This is a genomic window from Paenibacillus sp. sgz302191, from assembly GCF_057749925.1.
This window is the reverse complement of record NZ_JBYLHY010000004.1, coordinates 354,984-373,616: the sequence shown is the minus strand read 5'-3', so window position 1 is coordinate 373,616 and position 18,633 is coordinate 354,984. Positions and strand designations below refer to the sequence as shown.

The following is an 18,633-nucleotide window of genomic DNA, read 5'->3' as shown; positions in this document are numbered from 1 at the left end:
GTTTGTCGCGTTATCGCATTGTTAGGTCACGTACTTCAGCTTGCTCCTACAGCTGAACAATTGCGCGATAAATCCTGGTATGCTGCATAAAATCCAGACGTTGGCAAAGGGCGACGGAGACTCGATTACGTACATTGTAGAAGCGCATTTCTATTAATCGCAGAATCAGATTGTTGATAGAGCAACGGGTAGAGGAACTGGAGGGGGCGAAGCCCTAACCCTAACCCTAACCCTAACCCTAACCCTAACCCTAACCATATTCGCTCCTGCACGGGGTGTGAAGCTGAAGTGGGGGCGCTAGGCAGACTAAGAGGGGAAAACCTGCGAAAGTGCAGGTTTTTTCCCTGGAAATGGTTCATTTTGATGAAAAGCCTGCGAAAGTGCAGGAATTTTTGATGATAGTGAACCTAAGCTCATGTTCGCGGCGAAAAGCCTGTACAATTGCAGGAATTTTTCGTTGCTAGCACATTAACGAGCAAAAAGATGTATTTTTGCAGGTTTTTTCGAGCAACCAGGCAGATTGTGCGACTAAGTCTGGTGCGTGGGTTTCTGGGCAGGCTGCGGAGAACGTTCTGCAGCCTGCTTTTGCAAAGAATAGCGCGTTTTTTTGGTCGCGATTGACTGCAAATCAAAGTGTCGGGCCCGGATGCCGCCCGTGTCCATATCGCTAAGCCGCATCGTGCACTGATATCCCAGAGCGCGGTGCGGCTTTTATGCCGTGCGCCGCTTGCGTTCCCTGCGCAGCAGGTAGATGAAGTAAGGGGCGCCGATGATCGCGGTCATGATGCCTACGGGAACTTCCTGCGGGATGATGATTATCCGGCCGAGACAATCGCCCAGCAGCATGAGATCCGCCCCGATCGCCGCGGCGAGCGGAAGGAGCCATGATTGCGGCTTCCGACGAGGCTCCGTGCCATATGCGGAGCGAGGAGGCCGACGAACCCGATGGCTCCGACCGCCGACACGGAGACGCCGGCCAGCGTCACCGCGAGCAAGAACAGCCCAAAGCGCTCGCGCACTATTCGCAAGCCGAGAGAGGCGCCGATCTCGTCGCCGAGTTGGAACACGTTCAGCTTGGCGAAGTTTCCCCAAGCAAGAGCAAGCAGTACCGCCGCAGCCGGCAGAAGGTACTGCACCTGACCCCACCCGCGGCTCCACAAGCTGCCCGACAGCCACAGCAGCGCCATGTTGACGTTGGTCGGATTCGTCACGATCAAATATTGCGTGCCCGCCTGAAACAGAGCGCCGATGGCAACGCCGGTCAGGGCAAGGGCGGACGCCGACAGCGACAGCCTGCGGCTCAAAGCCAGCAGCGCGAAGAAGGTGGCGACAGCCCCGGCAAACGCGGCAAGCGGAAGCACGTACACGGGCGACTTCGGGAACAGGAAGATGACGGCCGCCGCAGCGAATCCGGCTCCCTTCGTAATGCCGATAACATCGGGGCTGGCCAGCGGATTGCGGATCAGGCTTTGCAGGATGGCCCCGGCCACGGCGAGTCCGAATCCTGCCAAAATGCCGACGATCACCCTGGGCAGTCGAATCTCGTGAACGATGAAATAGGACGGGCTGGAGCTGTCCAGCAGGCCGCTTCCCACATCGCGCAATGGTACGGGGACAGCTCCGACGCTGATGGAGATCAGGACCAGACCGAGCATCGCCAGGCAAGCCAGGAGGAGGATGACAGCTTTTTTCACTTCCTGGCACCTCCTTGCCGGCGGGACAAATAAATAAAGAACGGCGCGCCAATCGCCGATGTCACAATGCCTACGGGCGATCATGGCGGTTGCAGTCCTTTCTTCAGCCGTAAAGCCCGGTCTCTTCATGCGGCGCAGTGATTACTTGCTATGAAACACTTTGGCATGCAGCACATCCAGAGCACGCTCGATTTCGTTCAGCTCTTCTTCGGAATAATCCTTGATCCGCTGCCAAAAACGGGCTTCTATCCGTTGAAAAGCTTGGCCCATCAGGGCCTCGCCTTCTTCGGAAAGGCGGATATATTGCTTGCGCCGGTCTTCGGCATCGGCAAATTTTTCGCACAGATGCTTTTCGCTCAATTTTTTCAGCTCGCGGCTCGTATTCGGCATGGACATTTGCATGCAATCGCTGATTTGACTGAGCGTAACGGGCTGGCTGACCGCAATATATTCGAGAATACTATACTGAACGGGGGTAATGGCGTCGGATTTAACATCTTTTGTCATCTCATATGTCACTTGATGAACGGCTGTCGTAAAAGCTACAAATTTATGAAAAAAAGCTTTTTGGTCCACAGGGATCACCTCTTACTTGACACGATAACAAAATAATTATCAAAAAACAATTATCATTTGACAACTAAAAAACAAGTGTGCTACGATTTACTTATCAAATGATAACTAAAGAGGTGGTTCGATGAAAACGCTCGTTATTTATACGCATCCTAATCATCAAAGCCTGAACTATGCATTTTTGCAAAAAGTCATTCAGGGGAGCAGCGAGAATCCTAATATAGAACAAGTAAAAGTGCTGGATTTATATGAGGAGGGATTTAACCCGGTGCTTGTTTTCAACGAGCACAAACGCAGAAGGGATATGCACGCCGACCCCAATCTGGCCAAGTACCGGGAACAAATCATTTGGGCCGACAAAATTGTATTTGTGTATCCGATCTGGTGGGGGCGGCCTCCCGCGATGCTGCTCGGGTACATCGATCAAATGTTCGCTTCGGGCTTCGCCTACAAAGAGAAGGGCGGGCTTTTGCCGGAGGGGCTTTTGAAAGGGAAGTCGGTCGTTTGCATTTCCACGATGCAAGGGCCCGCCCATTATCCGTTGTTCTGGTTAAATAACGCTCACAAAGTATTAATGAAGAGGGCTCTGTTTCAATACGTGGGTATGAAGAACGTGAAGTTTTTCGAGTTTGGAAGTATGGAAAGTCCGAAAGGAAAGCATGCTGAGAAATTAAATAAAATTTATCGCTATTTCAAGACGGTAGCCAGATAAAAGAAGCCTGCGAATGTTTTCCCCACGGTTTTGACAAAACCGCCATTGACGCGAATCGTTTGCCCGGTCATCGACCGGGCTTTTCCGTCGTTGACTGCGGCTCATAGTCCGCTTTTTAGTTAGAAATTCATCAGCCGGGGGCGAATGTGGTAGGATATGAAGGAGAAGAATATTCCGAGGGGAGAGAGCTCCGACCCGCTGTGACCGGATGGTCCGGGGGATTTTCTGTACTTGCCGCAATTTGTGATATAATGGAGTACATCATAGAAAAAATGTAAAAGCATCGGCAAGAGGGTCACCAGCTTGAAGATTGGTATGGGGACATCTCATCCTTGGAAGAACATTTACGTAAGAGGTGATCCCGGTTGGGAAAGCGAAGTTGGCAGGGTCTGCTATGGAGTGCGGTAACAGTCCTGTTCCTGTTGTCATTAATGACTCCTTTTATTATTTTTACGATTAGTTTTCTTATGATTCCCGTCGTGATGCTGTACGTGAAATTAAGCACCAGGCAGTTCGTTCTCGCGTATGCGGCAAGTTTGCTCGTCGTGTATTTGCTATCCGGCTGGCATGGGCTGTTTCTCATATCGGTATCCCTGTTCTTCCTGCCGCCGGTCCTGGTTATGGGCAGCTTGTACAAGCGCAAAGCGGCGGCGCGAACGGTGCTGACGGCGGGGACGGTCACGCTGCTGGCCGAAGGGCTTTTGAGCCTGGTCATCACTTACGCCTTCGGGATGAATCCCATTGCCAAGTTCAAGCAAATGATGGCCGAATATGTGACTACCATGCCGCCGGCTTTCCGGGGAATGCTCCCCAAAGACCAGGATTGGTACGTCAATCTGATGGTTCAGGTGATCCCGCTTGATTTGATTTTGTTTGCTTTGTTTTATGCATTTTTGACGCACGGTTTGAGCCGGCTGCTGCTGAACAAAACAGGAGAGGCGATTCCGGGGCTGCGCCCGCTGCGGGAGAGAATGCTGCCGAGATCGTTCGTATGGATCTACCTGCTTGCTTTTGTGATGGATTTGTTCGTGAGTCCGACTTCGAACTCGCTTATCGCCACGTTGCTGATGAATTTGCTGCCGCTTCTCGTGCTGGCGTTCGCCCTGCAGGCGCTGGGTTTTTTATTTTTCATCGCGCACGTAAAAAAATGGAGGTTTTTCACGCCGATCGCGGTCATTGTGCTGGTTTGTTTCATGTCTCCGCTTTTATTTGTATATAGCTTATTAGGGGTATTTGATGTTGCGTTTCCAATCCGAGAACAGTTTAAGAAAAATTTATAGGATTAGGAGATAGGACGAATGCCGAAATTCCTTTTAAAGCGGTGGCATGGTCTTCACATCGTATGGATTTTCGTTCTGCTGCTGGTGCTGACTACGATCGTATTTGCGTATCAGTGGATGCTGGGTGTCGTTTCGTTCATCGTCTGCGGCGTGCTGGCTTACTTTACGCTGCAAGCGGAAACGGCGTTTCGCAGAGACTTGAACGCTTATGTAGGAACGATTACGTACCGGGTGAAGAAAGCCGGCAACGAAGTCATGGGCGGCCTTCCGATAGGCGTCATTTTATATAATGAAGACAAGCGCATCGAATGGCACAATTCTTTTGTGGCGAAAATGCTGGACCAGGAATCCGTTATCGGAGAGTCGATATTCGAGCTGTTCCCGGATTTGAAGAACAGGAAGGACAAAAGCGACAGGATCGAACTGACGGTAGGGAAGAACGTTTATCAAGTGCTGATTCGTCCGGAGGAGCGGCTGCTCTTTTGGCGCGAAATTACCGAACATGCCAACCTTGTCAAAAAATACGAGGACGAGAAAATCGCCATCGGGATCGTCATGCTGGACAATCTGGATGAAGCGACGCAAGGCATGGACGACCAGACGCGAAGCATCATGCTTGCCAAGGTCACCGGCGAAATTACGGAATGGGCGCAAAAAAGCAGCCTGTATCTGCGTCGTACCGCCTCCGACCGTTTTCTGATTCTTATGGATCAAAGAGGGCTGCGTAATCTGGAGCAGACGCGTTTTGAGATTTTGGACGATGTTCGGGATTTGACTATCGAGAACAAGCTGCCGCTTACGTTGAGCATGGGGATTGCCTCCGGCGCGGAGCACTTGATCGAGCTCGGCCAAATGGCACAGATGAGCCTGGACATGTCGCTCGGCCGCGGCGGAGATCAGGTTACGGTCAAAATGGGACAGCGCCTGTCCTTCTACGGTGGCCGGACGAACGCCGTCGAGAAGCGGACCCGCGTGCGGGCCAGGGTCATTTCCCATGCGCTTCGCGATTTGATGAAAGAAAGCGATAAAGTGATTATTATGGGGCACCGCTTTCCCGACATGGATTCGATCGGCGCGGCCGTAGGGGTGCTCAAGGCGGTTCAGGTTATCGGCAAGGAAGGCTATATCGTGCTGGAAGGCAACAATCCGTCAATCCAACGGCTGATGGAAACGATCTCCGCGGACGAGCGTCTGAACCGCTGGTTCATTACGCCGGAGCAGGCGATGCAGATCACGACGCATCGCACGCTGGCCGTAGTGGTGGACACGCACAAGGCATCGATGGTTGCCGAGCCGAAGCTGCTGCAGCTGACCCACAGGGTCGTGGTCGTCGATCACCACCGCCGCAGCGAGGAGTTCATTCAAGATGCGACGCTCGTGTATATGGAGCCGTACGCTTCCTCCACCTGTGAGCTGGTGACGGAGCTGCTGCAATACATTCATGACAAACTGACGATGGAAGTGCTTGAGGCTACCGTACTGCTGGCGGGGATCGTCGTCGATACGAAAAGCTTCAGCCTGCGCACCGGGGCGAGAACGTTCGAGGCGGCTTCGTATTTGCGCCGGAATGGAGCCGATTCCGGCCTGATTCAACAGCTGCTCAAGGAAGACCTCGATTCGTACATCGATAAAGCGGAGATCATCAAGCATACGGAAATCATTTACGAGCATATCGCTTTGGCGATCGCCGAGCCCAAACGTAAATATTCTCAGTTGATGATTGCGCAGGTTGCTGATACATTGTTGAATATGACGAATATTATGGCTTCCTTCGTTATCAGCGAGCGGCCGGACGGTCTCATCGGCATCAGCGCGCGGTCGCTGGGCCAGATGAACGTCCAGGTCGTGATGGAGCGGCTCGGCGGCGGCGGGCATTTGACGAATGCCGCGACCCAGATCGAGTGCACCTTGGAGGAAGCGACGAAACGGCTCAAGCAAGTACTTCATGATATGGAAGAAGAGGAGGGACTTTTCGAATGAAGGTCGTATTGTTGAAAGACGTGAAAGGTCAAGGAAAAAAAGGTGAGATCAAGGAAGTTTCGGAAGGATACGCAAATAACTTCTTGATCGCCCAAGGATTGGCGGCGCCGGCTACGCAAGGCGCGGTCAAGCAGCTGGACAATCAGAAAAAAGCGGAGCAGCGCCGCAAGGATCAGGAAAAAGCGGACGCGCAGGAGCTTGGCGCGAAGCTGGACGAAATGACAGTGCAAATCAAGGCGAAAGCCGGCGAGGGCGGACGCCTGTTCGGCGCGATTACAAGCAAGCAAATCGCAGAGGCGCTCGAAAAGCATAAAATCGCCATCGACAAGCGCAAAATCGTGCTTGACGATCCGATTCGGACACTGGGCGTTACGAAAGTTCCCGTAAAGCTGCACAGCGAAGTAACCGCTACGCTGAGCGTACAGGTAACGGAAGAGCAGTAAGCGGTCAAGCAGCACCTGAGAGCGTTTAACCATAAGGAGATGTGAGTGCCATGAGCATGGGCGGGGAAAATATGTTTATGGATCGTGTGCCTCCACAAAATATAGAAGCCGAGCAGGCCGTGCTCGGCGCTATTTTGCTTAACGGCGATGCGCTGATTACCGCCATGGAGCGGGTAACGAGCGACGATTTCTACCGCGGCGCGCATCAGCGGATTTTTGAGGCGATCGTCGAGATCGCCGAGGATCAGGAGCCCGTCGACCTGATCACGCTGACTGCGCGGCTGCAGGACAAGCAGCAGCTCGAAGAAGTCGGCGGCGTGACGTACCTCTCCGAGCTCGCGAATGCGGTGCCGACGGCGGCGAACGTCGACTACTACGCGGCCATCGTCGAGGAGAAGTCGATGCTTCGCCGCCTCATCCGCGCGGCCACCCAGATCGTCTCGAACGGCTACGCCAATTCGGAGGACGTGGGGGCCCTGCTCAGCGAGGCGGAGGCGCGCATCCTCGAGATCTCGCAGCGCCGCACTTCCAGCGGCTTCGTCTCGATTCGCGACGTGCTCATGGAAGTGTTCGAGCGAGTCGAGCATCTCTACTCGAACAAGGGCGGATCCACGGGAATCCCTTCGGGCTTCGTGGATCTGGACAAAATGACGTCCGGCTTCCAGCGCTCGGACCTCATTATCCTGGCCGCCCGGCCTTCGGTCGGTAAAACCGCGTTCGCGCTGAACGTCGCGCAGAACGTCGGCGTCCGGGCGAAGGAAACCGTCGCCATCTTCTCGCTGGAGATGGGCGCGGCCCAGCTCGTGCAGCGGATGATCTGCGCGGAGGCCAACGTCGACGCGAACCGCATGCGCACGGGCTTTCTCGAGGGCGACGACTGGGAGAAGCTGACGATGGCGATCGGTTCGCTGTCGGAAGCGAACATTTTCATCGACGATACGCCGTCGATCACCGTCGCCGATATCCGCGCGAAGTGCCGCCGCCTGCAGCAGGAGAAGGGGCTCGGGATGATCCTGATCGACTACCTGCAGCTCATTGCCGGCCGCGGCAAGGGCGACAACCGTCAGCAGGAAGTTTCCGAGATCTCCCGTACGCTGAAGCAGATCGCGCGTGAGCTGAACGTGCCGGTCATCGCGCTCTCGCAGCTCAGCCGGGGCGTCGAGCAGCGGCAGGACAAGCGCCCGATGATGTCCGACCTTCGGGAATCGGGCTCCATCGAGCAGGACGCCGATATCGTAGCGTTCCTGTACCGGGACGATTACTATGACAAGGAATCCGAGAAGAAAAACATCATCGAAATCATCATCGCCAAGCAGCGTAACGGTCCTGTCGGAACGGTGGAGCTGGCGTTTCTCAAGCAATTTAATAAATTCGTAAATATGGATCGGACTCATCAAGAGGTGGCGGCCGGACATTAATTATTTTTGCCGCAGCATAGAGGTTAACTTCATAGATTTTGCAAATATCCGAACAATTATACAGGGCCCTGTGTAATTGTTCGTTTTTCATTGACTTTGCTTAGGGGGACTGCTACACTTAAGACGTTGAAAAAACCTTTATCGTCAATCTGCGGAAATCGGGCAGGCATTGGCTGGAGGTCTTTTCCGACTTTTCGGGGTTCCCCCCATACACATCAGGAATGTTCAAGGTCCCACTTCGTTGTGTGGGGTTATTGACATGCCGGGAGACAGGTTCCTCGAAGAGGCAGCCCGCGTTGTCTGCGCGGATCGGACGAAGTCGCGGTCTTGCGTGGGAGAATGCTGCATCGCCAGGCGGAAAGTTGCAATGGCGCTTTAGCGCTTTAATGAAGTCCAACTTTCCTGCGGGGCACAAAAAGCCTTAGCGGCTCATTATGGGTGACTTGTCACCGTACGGAGGTAAGTGCATATGTCAACGGTTGTTGTTGTCGGTACACAATGGGGAGATGAAGGTAAAGGGAAGATCACGGATTTTTTGGCGGAGTCGGCAGAGGTTGTTGCCCGTTATCAAGGCGGTAACAACGCAGGCCATACGATCCTGATCGGCGGCAAGAAGTATAAGCTGACCATGATTCCTTCCGGTATTTTTTACCAAAATAAAGCTTGTGTGATCGGCAACGGAATGGTTATTAATCCCGCCGCGCTTATTGAAGAAATCAATTATATTCACGATAACGGCTTTACTACGACAAATCTCAAAATCAGTGACCGCGCGCATGTCATTATGCCGTATCATATTGTTCTGGACGGTTTGGAAGAAGACCGCAAAGGCGACAGTAAAATCGGAACGACCCGCAAAGGGATCGGTCCTTGCTATATGGATAAAGCAGCCCGCAACGGCATCCGCATCGCCGACCTGATGGACGCGGAGGAGTTCGAGACGAAGCTTCGCCGCATTGTGGCCGAGAAGAACGTGCTCATCGAGCAGGTGTACGGCTCCAAAGGTCTGGATGTGGAACCGATTCTTAAAGAATACTTGGAATACGCCGAATTTATTCGCAAATATGTGACGGATACTTCGGTCGTATTGAACGAATATATCGATCAAGGCCGCCGAGTGCTGTTCGAAGGCGCGCAAGGCGTTATGCTGGATATCGACCAGGGCACTTACCCGTACGTGACTTCGTCCAATCCGACGGCAGGCGGCGTCTGCATCGGCTCGGGCGTAGGCCCGACGAAGATTCACAACATTATCGGCGTTGCCAAAGCGTACACGACCCGTGTCGGCGACGGTCCGTTCCCGACGGAGTTGAACAACGAGATCGGGGACTGGATTCGCGAAAAAGGCTTTGAGTACGGAACGGTCACAGGCCGTCCGCGCCGCGTCGGCTGGTTCGACAGCGTCGTCGTGCGCCACGCAAGACGCGTGAGCGGCATCACAGGCTTGTCCTTGAACTCGATCGACGTGCTGACAGGGCTGGAAACGGTCAAAATTTGCACAGGCTACATGTACCGCGGCCAGTTGATCGAGCATTATCCGTCGAGCCTCAAGGCGATTTCGGAGTGCGAGGCTGTGTACGAGGAGCTTCCGGGCTGGACGGAAGATGTTTCGAATGCCCGTTCGCTAAGCGACCTGCCTGAAAATGCGAGACATTACGTAGAGCGCGTGTCCCAACTGACCGGCATTCCGATCGCGATTTTCTCGGTTGGCCGCAACCGTGAGCAAACGAATCTGGTTCGCCCGATTTACTCCTAAAATCGCAAGCAAAATCCTCCCGGCCGTTTTTTTCGGCTTGGAGGATTTCTTTTTTGAATGGGATTTAATGGAACGGAAACCGTCAATACTGAAAGGAGGTAATGAAAACGCGGCAGAGGTGAAGCAAGGGCATGAAAATGTTGAAATGGCTTAGCAAACTGATGATCGGCACGGTGCTGATTTCATCGATATCGATTTTTACGACGTGGTATATAGTGAACTTGTATGTAGAGGAAGTATTCCGGCAGTTGCAAATCCCCGCTTTGGGCAAAAAGATGTCGCTATCGGACTTCGCCTCCAAACTGGCGGGAGACCTGAATTTGGGGAAGCCGAAGGACGGGGGGAGCGTCTCCGTTCCGCAGCCTGGCCCGAGCCCGTCCGCCGGCGGTGCTGCAACGCCTGGAACCGGTCAGCCGGATGCGGCTGCAAGCGGGAAGGGCGCACAGGGCGGCGCGAGCGCCAAGGACGACTCCGTAGCGGTCATGGGCCGTGGGCAAAGCGAGTCGGACTCGCTTAAAAAGGACCTCGTCCTGTCCACGGAAGAGTTCGCCAAGAAAAAGGAACAGATGTCCGGCGAAGACAAAATGAAGCTGTTCTCCCTCGTCATCGCCAAGCTCCCGCAGCCCGAGGTTCAGCGATTGTCCGGCATGCTTGAGGAAGGCATCACGGCTGAGGAGATGAAGGAGATCGACCGGATGCTCAAAACTTATTTGAACGACGACGAGTACAAGCAGCTTATGGCGATTATCAATAAGTACTAGGGGCTCCGTACAGCATGCCGCCGTGCTTGACGATGGTGTCTTCGGCTTGGCGGTAGCGGGATTTTTCGACGCTCACTTCCAGGGTATAAACGTGCGGGGACGGGTAAGCTTCCAGGCTCTGCACCAAAGAGTTCGCCTGATACTCGACCTTGAGCGCGTGGCCATGGTCGAAATTCAGATGCAGCACATCCTGGCGTCTGAGTTCGTCAACCGCATGTTCGAGGCTTTCCACGCTGTGAAATGTAGCGGTTAAATTTTTTTCCATAATGGACCCTCCTGAGCGCTTTCCGTGTGGAAAGCTTTTTTTGTCTAGCAACTGCCAAAGCGTAGCTTCTTGTTCGTCGATACGCCGGGAGCGGAACATTCCCTGCAAAAACTTCACTACGCCGAGGACGTCACTCCATAGAATGAAAATAATTAAGGTCTGCTGAGTTCTCGAATTCATCGGCTCAGACTCATGTTCATCAAAAGTTCCTTCACAATCGCAGACCTTTCGCCAAAACCAACTAGATTCATGAAAAAGCCTGCACTTTCCAGGCTGCCAGAAACCCACAATGCCAGAGTGGGCCATACAATCTGTCTGATTGCGTGAAGAAAACCTGCAAAAGTACAGTTTTTGCTCGGTCGATACGCTGGAGATGCAAAATTCCTGCAAAAGTGCAGGCTTTTCGCCGCGAACATGGATTCAGGTTTAATTTCACCGAAAATTCCTGTACAATCGCAGGCTTTTCGCCGAAATGAACCACTTTTGCGAAAAAAGCCTGCACTTTTGCAGGTTTTCTCCCTGCCAAGCTACCTCGTGCCCCCACCTCAGCTCCGCAACCCGTGCAGGAGAGGGAGAGACGTAGGGTGGAGAAGAGCGGCCGTGCTCGTCGTCATGCAGCGCAACACCCTGCGCTGGGAGCTGCGTGCGGTGCGGCTTGCCAAGGCCGCTTCGTGAAAGGTTGCGTGCCCAAGTTAGCCCCTCTCCGGCCGCACGAACAAAGTGTCTTGACTTTCTCAGTAGCCTGACGTATGGTTTTCGATGAAAAAGGCACGTTTCAGGTAAAAGCCTGCGATACTGCGATAATACAGGAGTTATTGGTCATGGTGGGTTAGAACCCGAATTCCAGTTGTAAATTCGTATATTTGCAGGAGTAATCGGAAGCAAGCCCATTGCTTTCGATTATCCAATTGGAAACATTACCCAACGACAACAAAATTTTTTGCCCTTTGCAGTGCGCTAACACCATTCTGATCAGTGAATACACCTGCCTCCGAACGCAGTCGTTCATCATTGAACGACTATGATCAAGGTTTATTTCATTTTCCGGGAAATAATGTTCGCCGCAAGCGGCTCAAACTTGCAACCGCAATGCGCCAAAGCGCAGCTTGGAGCACGCTCTGAGTGAAGTTTTTGCGGTATGGTCACACGGCTAACCAGGCCCCCGAACAGCGCATAAAACGAGCCTTTGCGGCATGATTTCCCGGCCGTTTGCACGTCTCGACACGCATCTACGGGACGGATGTCGAGGTACGTGTTGAAATAGGCGGATAAAGTGTGGTAAATTTAACAAAAGGAAAGCACATCTTCATTGGATATTATGTCTAATCAAAGTTAATTTATGTATCTGCGGATGCAAAACCGTCTAAAGGGAGAAGATCATGACAGGTTTCAGGGGTATGCGCTTTGTCAAGGATCTCATCGAGAGATTCAAGGCTAAGCGAGAGAGCTTGACCGGAAATGAATCAGACAGACAGCAGGAAGACACGACGACGACAACTACGACGCTGGCGGTAATGAAGCGGCATAAATGGCCTTTTGTTCTTGGAGCGGGCACCATTGCTTTGGCAGGGGCAATCACAATTGTGGGACATCAATACGTACAGGCGGGCATGGTCGAGGTTTACCATGTTAAGCTGGACGGCGAAGAAATAGGAGTAGTAAGCAACAGCAAGCTTATTGATGATTATAAGAAGAACAGACCTGAGGAAGTACAGCAAAATTTTCCGAACGTACACGTTGTGTTAGATACGAGTGGGATCGTCCCGGAGCCTGAAAGTGCTTTCAGGGAAAAAACGGATGATGCCGGCGTTATCGCCAAATTGAACGAGCTTTTGATCCCGCAGCCGACGGGCGTCGAGCTGAAGGTGGATGACAAGACGGTCGCGATTGTGAAGGACCAGCAGACGGCCGATCAAATTTTGGAGCGGGTAAAAGCGCCTTTTGCCCCGAAAGCCAAAGATTCCGCGAAAGTGGCCGTGTTGTCCGCCAGTGCGGGCGAGGATATCACAACGGCGCCTTCGGAGCTTGAGAAGGTTGAATTTATTCAAAATGTCCAGCTCGCGGAAATTTCGATCGATCCGAAAGACCTGGCGAACCCGGACGATGTCGTCAAAAAACTGCAAACGGGCGATATGCAGCCTACGCAGTACACGGTCGTCGAAGGCGATTGCGTCGGGTGCATCGCCAAAAAATTCGGCATTACGAAGCAATTCATTTATGAGAAGAATCCATGGATTCACGACGATAAAATCAAGATCGGCGACAAGCTGGATCTGACGGTGCTGCAGCCTACGCTGTCGGTAAAAACGACGGAGAAAATCGTGCAGAACCAGGAAATTCAATACGATACGGAATACGTCAAGGACGATTCGATGCGCGCCGAAGTGACGGTGCCGATCTCGCCCGGCAAAAACGGGCTGAAGAAAGTGACGATTCAGGTCACGAAGGTGGACGGCAAGCTGCGGGAAGAGAAGCTGGTTGACGAAGAAATCATCGACAAGCCTGTGACGGCCAAAGTGCGCAAGGGGACGAAAGTTATTCAAGGCGAAGGGTCCGGCAAGTTCGCGTGGCCTGTCTTGTCGCCAAGCATCTCAAGCACGTTCGGCATGCGCTGGGGCAAATTACATAAAGGAATCGACATTACCGGCAACAAGAGCATTATGGCTGCGGATAACGGAAAGGTCGTTGAAACCGGCTATAAATCGGATTACGGCAATTATGTCATCATTAATCATTTGAATGGCTACGAGACGTTATACGGGCACATGAGCAAGGTTACCACCACGGAAGGAACGATTGTGGAGAAGGGCGACAAGATTGGCATCATGGGCAGCACAGGCGATTCTACAGGCGTGCATTTGCATTTCGAAATTCACAAAAGCGGCGAGCTGCAAAATCCATTGAAATATTTGAATCGCTAATAGATCAAGAGACGAGGTCAAACCGATTGAAACGGAGGCCTTGTCTCTTTTTGCATGAAGATATGGTAAAATGAATGAAAGCAGGCAAGACATGGGCTTGGGCTGATTTTCAAGAGTAGGCGGTGGTACGTTTGTTTGGCAAAATTCTCGTTGTAGATGACGAACAACCGATTGCAGATATTTTAAAATTCAATTTGGAAAAAGAGGGCTATCAGGTCATCTGCGCCTATGATGGCGGGAGCGCCGTGGAGCTGGCATTTTCGGAAAAGCCCGATCTTATTTTGCTCGATCTGATGCTGCCGGTGAAAGACGGCATGGATGTATGCCGGGAGGTCCGCACAAGGCTGAATACGCCTATCATTATGCTGACGGCCAAGGATACCGAGCTCGATAAAGTGCTTGGCCTGGAGATGGGGGCGGACGATTATGTGACGAAGCCTTTCGGCACGCGCGAGCTGCTGGCCCGGGTGAAGGCGCATCTGCGGCGGCAGACGAAAGCGCAAGCGGCTCCTCCGGAACTGGATACGCAGCGCAACGGGATGAAGATTCACGGGCTTTTTATCGACAACGACATGTATATGGTCTATAAGGATGGGGCTCCCCTGGATTTGACGCACCGGGAGTTTGAGCTTATTCAATATTTGGCGAAAAATTCGGGCAAAGTGATGACGCGCGAGCATTTGCTGCAGGCGGTCTGGGGCTTTGAATATTTCGGCGATGTGCGGACCGTCGATGTGACGATCAGACGTTTGCGCGAGAAGCTGGAGACGGACCCAAGCAGGCCGGAGTACATTATGACCCGCAGAGGGCTTGGATATATGATGCGGAGCCCGAAAGCCGGTGGCTTCTGAGCATGAAAGGCATCCGCTTCTTTCAATCGATTCAAATGAAGCTGATTATTATTTACGTCCTGCTGATTCTTATTGCGATGCAGCTGATCGGGGTTTATTTTTACAAGACGGTGGAGACGTATTTCAAAAATGATTTTCTGGCCTCCCGCAATAGTCAGGTCACTCTGTTGTCCGGCTTTGTGGGGCCTTATTTGTCAGGGGATCAGGAAAGCAAGGATGCGGAAGGCAAAAAAACGTACACGGATTTGAACGAATTCGTAAGCAATCTGTTCACGATCAGCAATGCGGAGATTCAAATTATTGACGCCAACGGTCAAGTCGTCGGTACGACGGTGCCGAGCCATTTGAAGCAAAAGAACACGCAGCCTGAGGTGATAAGGGCGCTTCAAGGGATCAAGGACAACCAGCGGATTTTTACCGATGAGGACGGCGTCCGCAAGGTCGTCATTGCCAAGCCCGTGGGCAGCGGGGTGCGGGTTCTGGGCGCGGTGTATATTATCGCTTCGATGGAAGAGGTATACAAGACGATCAGCTCGATCAACCGCATCCTCATTTCGGGAACTTTCATCGCGCTGGGCTTAACGGCTTTTCTCGGGGTTATACTGTCTAGTACGATCACGAATCCGATCAAGGAGATTACGAGGCAGGCTACGGCTGTCGCGGAAGGCAATTTCGATCAGCAGGTTCTCGTGCATGGCCATGATGAAATCGGCCAACTGGGGCATACGTTCAATTTCATGATGGACCGGCTCAAGGAAGCGCTATCCCTCAATGAAGAGGAGAAGGAGAAGCTGGCGTCCATTTTGACCAATATGAATGACGGCGTCATCGCGACGGACGATCTGGGCCGGATCATCGTTCTGAACCGCAGGGCGAAGCAGATTTTGCAGGTAGAGGAAGAAGCGACTCTCGGCAAGGAGATTTCCGATATTTTACGCATCCCGATGGATACGATCAATGCATTTATCCGGGGCGAAGTGAATACGACGCTGCTCAATATCGAGCTTCCGGACGATGAGGAGCAGTTGTCTGTACGGATTACGTTTACTCCGATTCACCGCAGGGGCGAGAAGCTGAACGGAATCATCGCCGTGCTGCAGGATGTCACCGACCAGGAAAAGCTGGAGCAGGCCAGACGAGAGTTCGTCGCGAACGTCTCGCACGAGCTGCGCACGCCGCTGACGACGATCAAGAGCTACCTGGAAGCGCTGGATGACGGAGCGATCGAAGAGCCTCAGCTGGCTTCGCGTTTTATTAGCGTAACCCGCAGCGAAACGGAGCGGATGATCCGGCTGGTGACGGATTTGCTGCATTTATCCAGGCTAGATTCCAAGCAATCGATGATGAGCAAAGAGCCGACGATGGTGTCGGAGATGCTGGACGAGGTCGCCGACCGGTTCTCCTTTCAACTGCGCCAGCGCAAAATCCGCATCGCTATTCAGGTGGAGCCGGATGTTACCGGCCTGCTGCTGGACCGCGACAAGATTGACCAGGTGCTCGACAATCTGATGTCGAACGCGATCAAATATACGGGAGATGAAGGCGCGATTCGCTTAAGCGCAAGGCGGGCGAGTAAAGACGTGCTGGAAATTACGATTCAGGATACCGGGATCGGCATTCCGAAAAAGGATCTGGCCCGCATTTTCGAGCGGTTTTACCGCGTGGATAAAGCGAGGTCGCGCAATATGGGCGGCACCGGATTAGGGCTGTCGATTGCCCGGGAAATAATCAAAGCGCACGGTGGAACGATCAATCTCGAATCGGAGCTTGGACAAGGAACCAAAGTTGTGTTCACATTGCCGATTCAGCCGGAGGAGGGTGAATCGGTATGATGGAAAGCGCAAAGTCGATCGTGCTCGTCGTGCTGATCGGGCTTAGCTTGTATCAAAGCTTTCTGCTTGCCTCTTACAATCCGCCGAAGATCGAGCCGATTCAGCAGAGCGATTACGTGCAAACGGAGACGCTCGGCAAGCAGGCGGAGCTTCAGGATATGCTGTTTCCGGACCAAATTATCGTTCACATGGGCAATCAGCAGCATTCGGTGCTGTTTCCGAACAGCTATTACTATACGAAGCTGCTGGACAATATCAAGCAGCGGAGATTCAACGGATTCCGCAAAACAACGATGTACTTGGCGAACATCAACTGGGAGGACGTGCGTTCCAAGCAGCAGGGCGTCGAGATCCGTTTTAGAGACGGCATGCCCTTCAGTGTGCTGCAAACGATGCTTCGCATAGAGGGCGAAGTACCCGCCGAGAATGATTTGATCACGAAGATTTGGATTTTTTCCAAAGGCGCTAACGAGGAAGTGCGGGCTTTTTTCTTCACCGATTCCCCGAGTGTGGGATACGAGGTGGTCAGTGCCGATTTTACGAGCAAGGATATCGAAAATTTCACGGCTTACGGCGATCAGACGAACTTGTACAAAACGACCAACGGCGATTATTATCTCCCGGTCAAATCTTTGCGGGTGCCGAGCTACACGATGAATTACAGCCTGCTGACCGCGGAACAGCTGAAGCAAAGCTTCTTCGTCGACCCGGGCATTTCGCGGAACCTCAAGGAGCGGGACGGCTCGGAGATTTACACGGACAGCAAGCGGGGCTTCCAAATCAACCGCGATAAGCGCTGGATTACGTATTCGGACCCGATAGCTCCGGTGGAAAGCAAAAGCACGGTGCGCGAAGAGTTGCTCTCCGGCATCAAATTCGTCAACCAGCATATCGGCTGGGACGGCAAATATGTCGTGGCCCGCACGCCGCAGCTGCAGCCTTTTGACAACCAGACGTTTCTGTTTCGAGAGTATTACGAGGCTTTTCCCATCATTACAAGCAAGCAGGAAGGCTTCGGCCTGATGAAACTTCAGGTGCAAAAAGGGGTCGTATCCGGCTTCGAACGATCGATGATTGTGCCCGATCTGAAAACGGCTCAGCGCCGGGATGCGGAGCTGATCGCGGGAGACGCTTTGGAGGCCAAGCTTCAGTATTATCAACGCCGGACGAGCATCGTCTCTATTTTCCCGGCCTATCGGCCGACGGTTTTGGAAAAGACGCTTACGATTTCGCCGGTTTGGGTGCTTGAGCTGCGTGACGGGACGTACGATTTTATCGAATAGAAAGAACGGCGACGACAAGGGAAGGCAGGTGGAGCCATGGAATGGAGCCGGGCCAAAACCATATTGATACTCACTTTTTTGACGCTGAATATGATTCTCGGCTTCCAGCTGTGGGCAACCAATATTTACAAGCAGATTGAGACGGCCTCCGACGCCTCGGGAACGGTGGAAGAGCTGAATCGGGTGCTGCGCAGCAAAAATATTCGCCTGACGGAAAATCTTCCGACAGACGTTCCGCAGATCAGGGTCATCACGGTGAAATTCGATGAGAATATGAAGCCGAACGAGAAAAAGCCGGTCAAAACGCCTTTGACCAGAGCCAACATCCTCGGCAAGGGAATCACCAAGGAAGTTCAAGCGAGCTTAGGGATTCCGCATTTTGAGATGTACCAGCTCGATTCGGTCACGAGCAAGAACGGCGTGTACAGCTTCAATCAGACCTACGGGCAGCTGCCGATGTTCGACGTGAATGTGAAGCTGAACGAAGAAAATGGAGAAATTACCAGTTACCAACAAGCGTACGTTGAAGTAGAATCAGGGGTAGAACAAAAAGAGCAGAAGCTGATCTCGGCGCTGCAGGCCGTGCGCAGCCTGGTCGAGAACTATTTGAGCGAAGGCTCGATCATCACGGAAGTCCGGCTCGGCTACCACAGCCAGCCCTACAATTCGCAGACTCAGCCGATGTTCCCGCATTGGCGGGTGACGATCGATAATGGCGATATTTATTACTTGCAGGCGTTTAACGGCGCCGTAGAGCCTCCGCAAAAAGGCGCGGAAACGATGCCGTTCGGCCCGCAGGACGCGTCCGGCGGCAAGGATAGCAAGCAAGCCGGGGATAAGTCCGGGGAATAATTTTAACAAAGA

At 52.8% G+C, this 18,633-nt stretch carries 15 protein-coding genes and 2 pseudogenes; 13 read left to right on the top strand and 4 right to left on the bottom strand.

Annotated elements, in window-relative coordinates; genetic code table 11:
* Window positions 1–711: 711 nt before the first annotated feature.
* Window positions 712–1,694 (bottom strand): annotated as a pseudogene (locus AC3G2T_RS08380) (FecCD family ABC transporter permease).
* Window positions 1,695–1,835: 141 nt separating this feature from the next.
* Window positions 1,836–2,270, bottom strand: a complete 435-nt coding sequence (locus AC3G2T_RS08375; protein WP_474682318.1) for a MarR family winged helix-turn-helix transcriptional regulator — start codon at window positions 2,268–2,270, stop codon at window positions 1,836–1,838.
* 121 nt (window positions 2,271–2,391) lie between these two features.
* Between AC3G2T_RS08375 and AC3G2T_RS08370 the strand changes: the two genes are divergently transcribed.
* The 8 genes and pseudogenes from AC3G2T_RS08370 to AC3G2T_RS08335 all read left to right on the top strand — a co-directional run bounded on the left by AC3G2T_RS08370 (window position 2,392) and on the right by AC3G2T_RS08335 (window position 10,617).
* On the top strand, window positions 2,392–2,979 hold the full coding sequence (locus tag AC3G2T_RS08370; protein WP_488435142.1) for an NAD(P)H-dependent oxidoreductase: 588 nt from the start codon (window positions 2,392–2,394) through the stop codon (window positions 2,977–2,979).
* A gap of 278 nt (window positions 2,980–3,257) precedes the next feature.
* Window positions 3,258–3,338 (top strand): annotated as a pseudogene (locus AC3G2T_RS08365) (MazG-like family protein); the annotation flags it as partial.
* 6 nt (window positions 3,339–3,344) lie between these two features.
* Window positions 3,345–4,259 (top strand): DUF2232 domain-containing protein, encoded by a 915-nt coding sequence (locus AC3G2T_RS08360; protein ID WP_474682320.1) that lies wholly within the window; start codon window positions 3,345–3,347, stop codon window positions 4,257–4,259.
* Window positions 4,260–4,277: 18 nt separating this feature from the next.
* Window positions 4,278–6,239, top strand: a complete 1,962-nt coding sequence (locus AC3G2T_RS08355; RefSeq protein WP_474682321.1) for a DHH family phosphoesterase — start codon at window positions 4,278–4,280, stop codon at window positions 6,237–6,239.
* Complete coding sequence (gene rplI, locus AC3G2T_RS08350; protein WP_474682322.1) at window positions 6,236–6,682, top strand: 50S ribosomal protein L9; 447 nt, start codon at window positions 6,236–6,238, stop codon at window positions 6,680–6,682. The genes AC3G2T_RS08355 and rplI overlap by 4 nt, the downstream gene beginning before the upstream one ends.
* Before the next feature lie 50 nt (window positions 6,683–6,732).
* The gene (gene dnaB, locus AC3G2T_RS08345) at window positions 6,733–8,100 is read left to right on the top strand and encodes a replicative DNA helicase (protein ID WP_474682323.1); all 1,368 of its coding nucleotides are present in this window, start codon (window positions 6,733–6,735) and stop codon (window positions 8,098–8,100) included.
* A gap of 469 nt (window positions 8,101–8,569) precedes the next feature.
* Window positions 8,570–9,856: an adenylosuccinate synthase gene (locus tag AC3G2T_RS08340; protein WP_474682324.1), complete on the top strand. Its 1,287-nt coding sequence runs from the start codon at window positions 8,570–8,572 to the stop codon at window positions 9,854–9,856.
* A gap of 131 nt (window positions 9,857–9,987) precedes the next feature.
* A complete protein-coding gene (locus AC3G2T_RS08335; protein ID WP_488435141.1) occupies window positions 9,988–10,617 on the top strand; it encodes a hypothetical protein in 630 nt (209 codons plus the stop codon).
* Here the strand turns inward: AC3G2T_RS08335 and AC3G2T_RS08330 are convergent.
* Together AC3G2T_RS08330 and AC3G2T_RS08325 are read right to left on the bottom strand one after the other, a co-directional pair.
* Window positions 10,604–10,882, bottom strand: coding sequence for a hypothetical protein (locus AC3G2T_RS08330; RefSeq protein WP_474682326.1), 279 nt, complete (start codon window positions 10,880–10,882; stop codon window positions 10,604–10,606). The genes AC3G2T_RS08335 and AC3G2T_RS08330 overlap by 14 nt on opposite strands.
* A 247-nt stretch (window positions 10,883–11,129) precedes the next feature.
* The gene (locus AC3G2T_RS08325) at window positions 11,130–11,408 is read right to left on the bottom strand and encodes a hypothetical protein (RefSeq protein WP_488435140.1); all 279 of its coding nucleotides are present in this window, start codon (window positions 11,406–11,408) and stop codon (window positions 11,130–11,132) included.
* An 853-nt stretch (window positions 11,409–12,261) separates the two neighbouring features.
* On the opposite strand from AC3G2T_RS08325, the gene AC3G2T_RS08320 reads away from it, so the two are divergent.
* The 5 genes from AC3G2T_RS08320 (at window position 12,262) to yycI (ending at window position 18,621) form a co-directional block, all read left to right on the top strand.
* The gene (locus AC3G2T_RS08320) at window positions 12,262–13,803 is read left to right on the top strand and encodes a peptidoglycan DD-metalloendopeptidase family protein (protein ID WP_474682328.1); all 1,542 of its coding nucleotides are present in this window, start codon (window positions 12,262–12,264) and stop codon (window positions 13,801–13,803) included.
* Between the two features lie 131 nt (window positions 13,804–13,934).
* Entirely contained in the window at window positions 13,935–14,654 is a 720-nt protein-coding gene (gene yycF, locus AC3G2T_RS08315) for a response regulator YycF (RefSeq protein ID WP_474682329.1), read from the top strand.
* Window positions 14,655–14,656: 2 nt separating this feature from the next.
* A complete protein-coding gene (gene walK / locus AC3G2T_RS08310) occupies window positions 14,657–16,486 on the top strand; it encodes a cell wall metabolism sensor histidine kinase WalK (RefSeq protein ID WP_488435139.1) in 1,830 nt (609 codons plus the stop codon).
* Window positions 16,483–17,769 carry a YycH family regulatory protein gene (locus AC3G2T_RS08305; RefSeq protein ID WP_488435138.1) on the top strand — a complete coding sequence of 429 codons (1,287 nt, stop codon included), beginning with the start codon at window positions 16,483–16,485 and terminating at the stop codon, window positions 17,767–17,769. The genes walK and AC3G2T_RS08305 overlap by 4 nt, the downstream gene beginning before the upstream one ends.
* Window positions 17,770–17,805: 36 nt before the next feature.
* Window positions 17,806–18,621, top strand: a complete 816-nt coding sequence (gene yycI / locus AC3G2T_RS08300; RefSeq protein WP_474682331.1) for a two-component system regulatory protein YycI — start codon at window positions 17,806–17,808, stop codon at window positions 18,619–18,621.
* Window positions 18,622–18,633: the final 12 nt, after the last annotated feature.

Bases quoted from the DNA above. Each gene is read 5' to 3' on its own strand.
- AC3G2T_RS08370 (WP_488435142.1), top strand. From the start codon at position 2,392: ATGAAAACGCTCGTTATTTATACGCATCCTAATCATCAAAGCCTGAAC.
- AC3G2T_RS08355 (WP_474682321.1), top strand. From the start codon at position 4,278: ATGCCGAAATTCCTTTTAAAGCGGTGGCATGGTCTTCACATCGTATGG.
- rplI (WP_474682322.1), top strand. From the start codon at position 6,236: ATGAAGGTCGTATTGTTGAAAGACGTGAAAGGTCAAGGAAAAAAAGGT.
- dnaB (WP_474682323.1), top strand. From the start codon at position 6,733: ATGAGCATGGGCGGGGAAAATATGTTTATGGATCGTGTGCCTCCACAA.
- AC3G2T_RS08340 (WP_474682324.1), top strand. From the start codon at position 8,570: ATGTCAACGGTTGTTGTTGTCGGTACACAATGGGGAGATGAAGGTAAA.
- AC3G2T_RS08335 (WP_488435141.1), top strand. From the start codon at position 9,988: ATGAAAATGTTGAAATGGCTTAGCAAACTGATGATCGGCACGGTGCTG.
- AC3G2T_RS08330 (WP_474682326.1), bottom strand. From the start codon at position 10,882: ATGGAAAAAAATTTAACCGCTACATTTCACAGCGTGGAAAGCCTCGAA.
- AC3G2T_RS08320 (WP_474682328.1), top strand. From the start codon at position 12,262: ATGACAGGTTTCAGGGGTATGCGCTTTGTCAAGGATCTCATCGAGAGA.
- walK (WP_488435139.1), top strand. From the start codon at position 14,657: ATGAAAGGCATCCGCTTCTTTCAATCGATTCAAATGAAGCTGATTATT.
- AC3G2T_RS08305 (WP_488435138.1), top strand. From the start codon at position 16,483: ATGATGGAAAGCGCAAAGTCGATCGTGCTCGTCGTGCTGATCGGGCTT.
- yycI (WP_474682331.1), top strand. From the start codon at position 17,806: ATGGAATGGAGCCGGGCCAAAACCATATTGATACTCACTTTTTTGACG.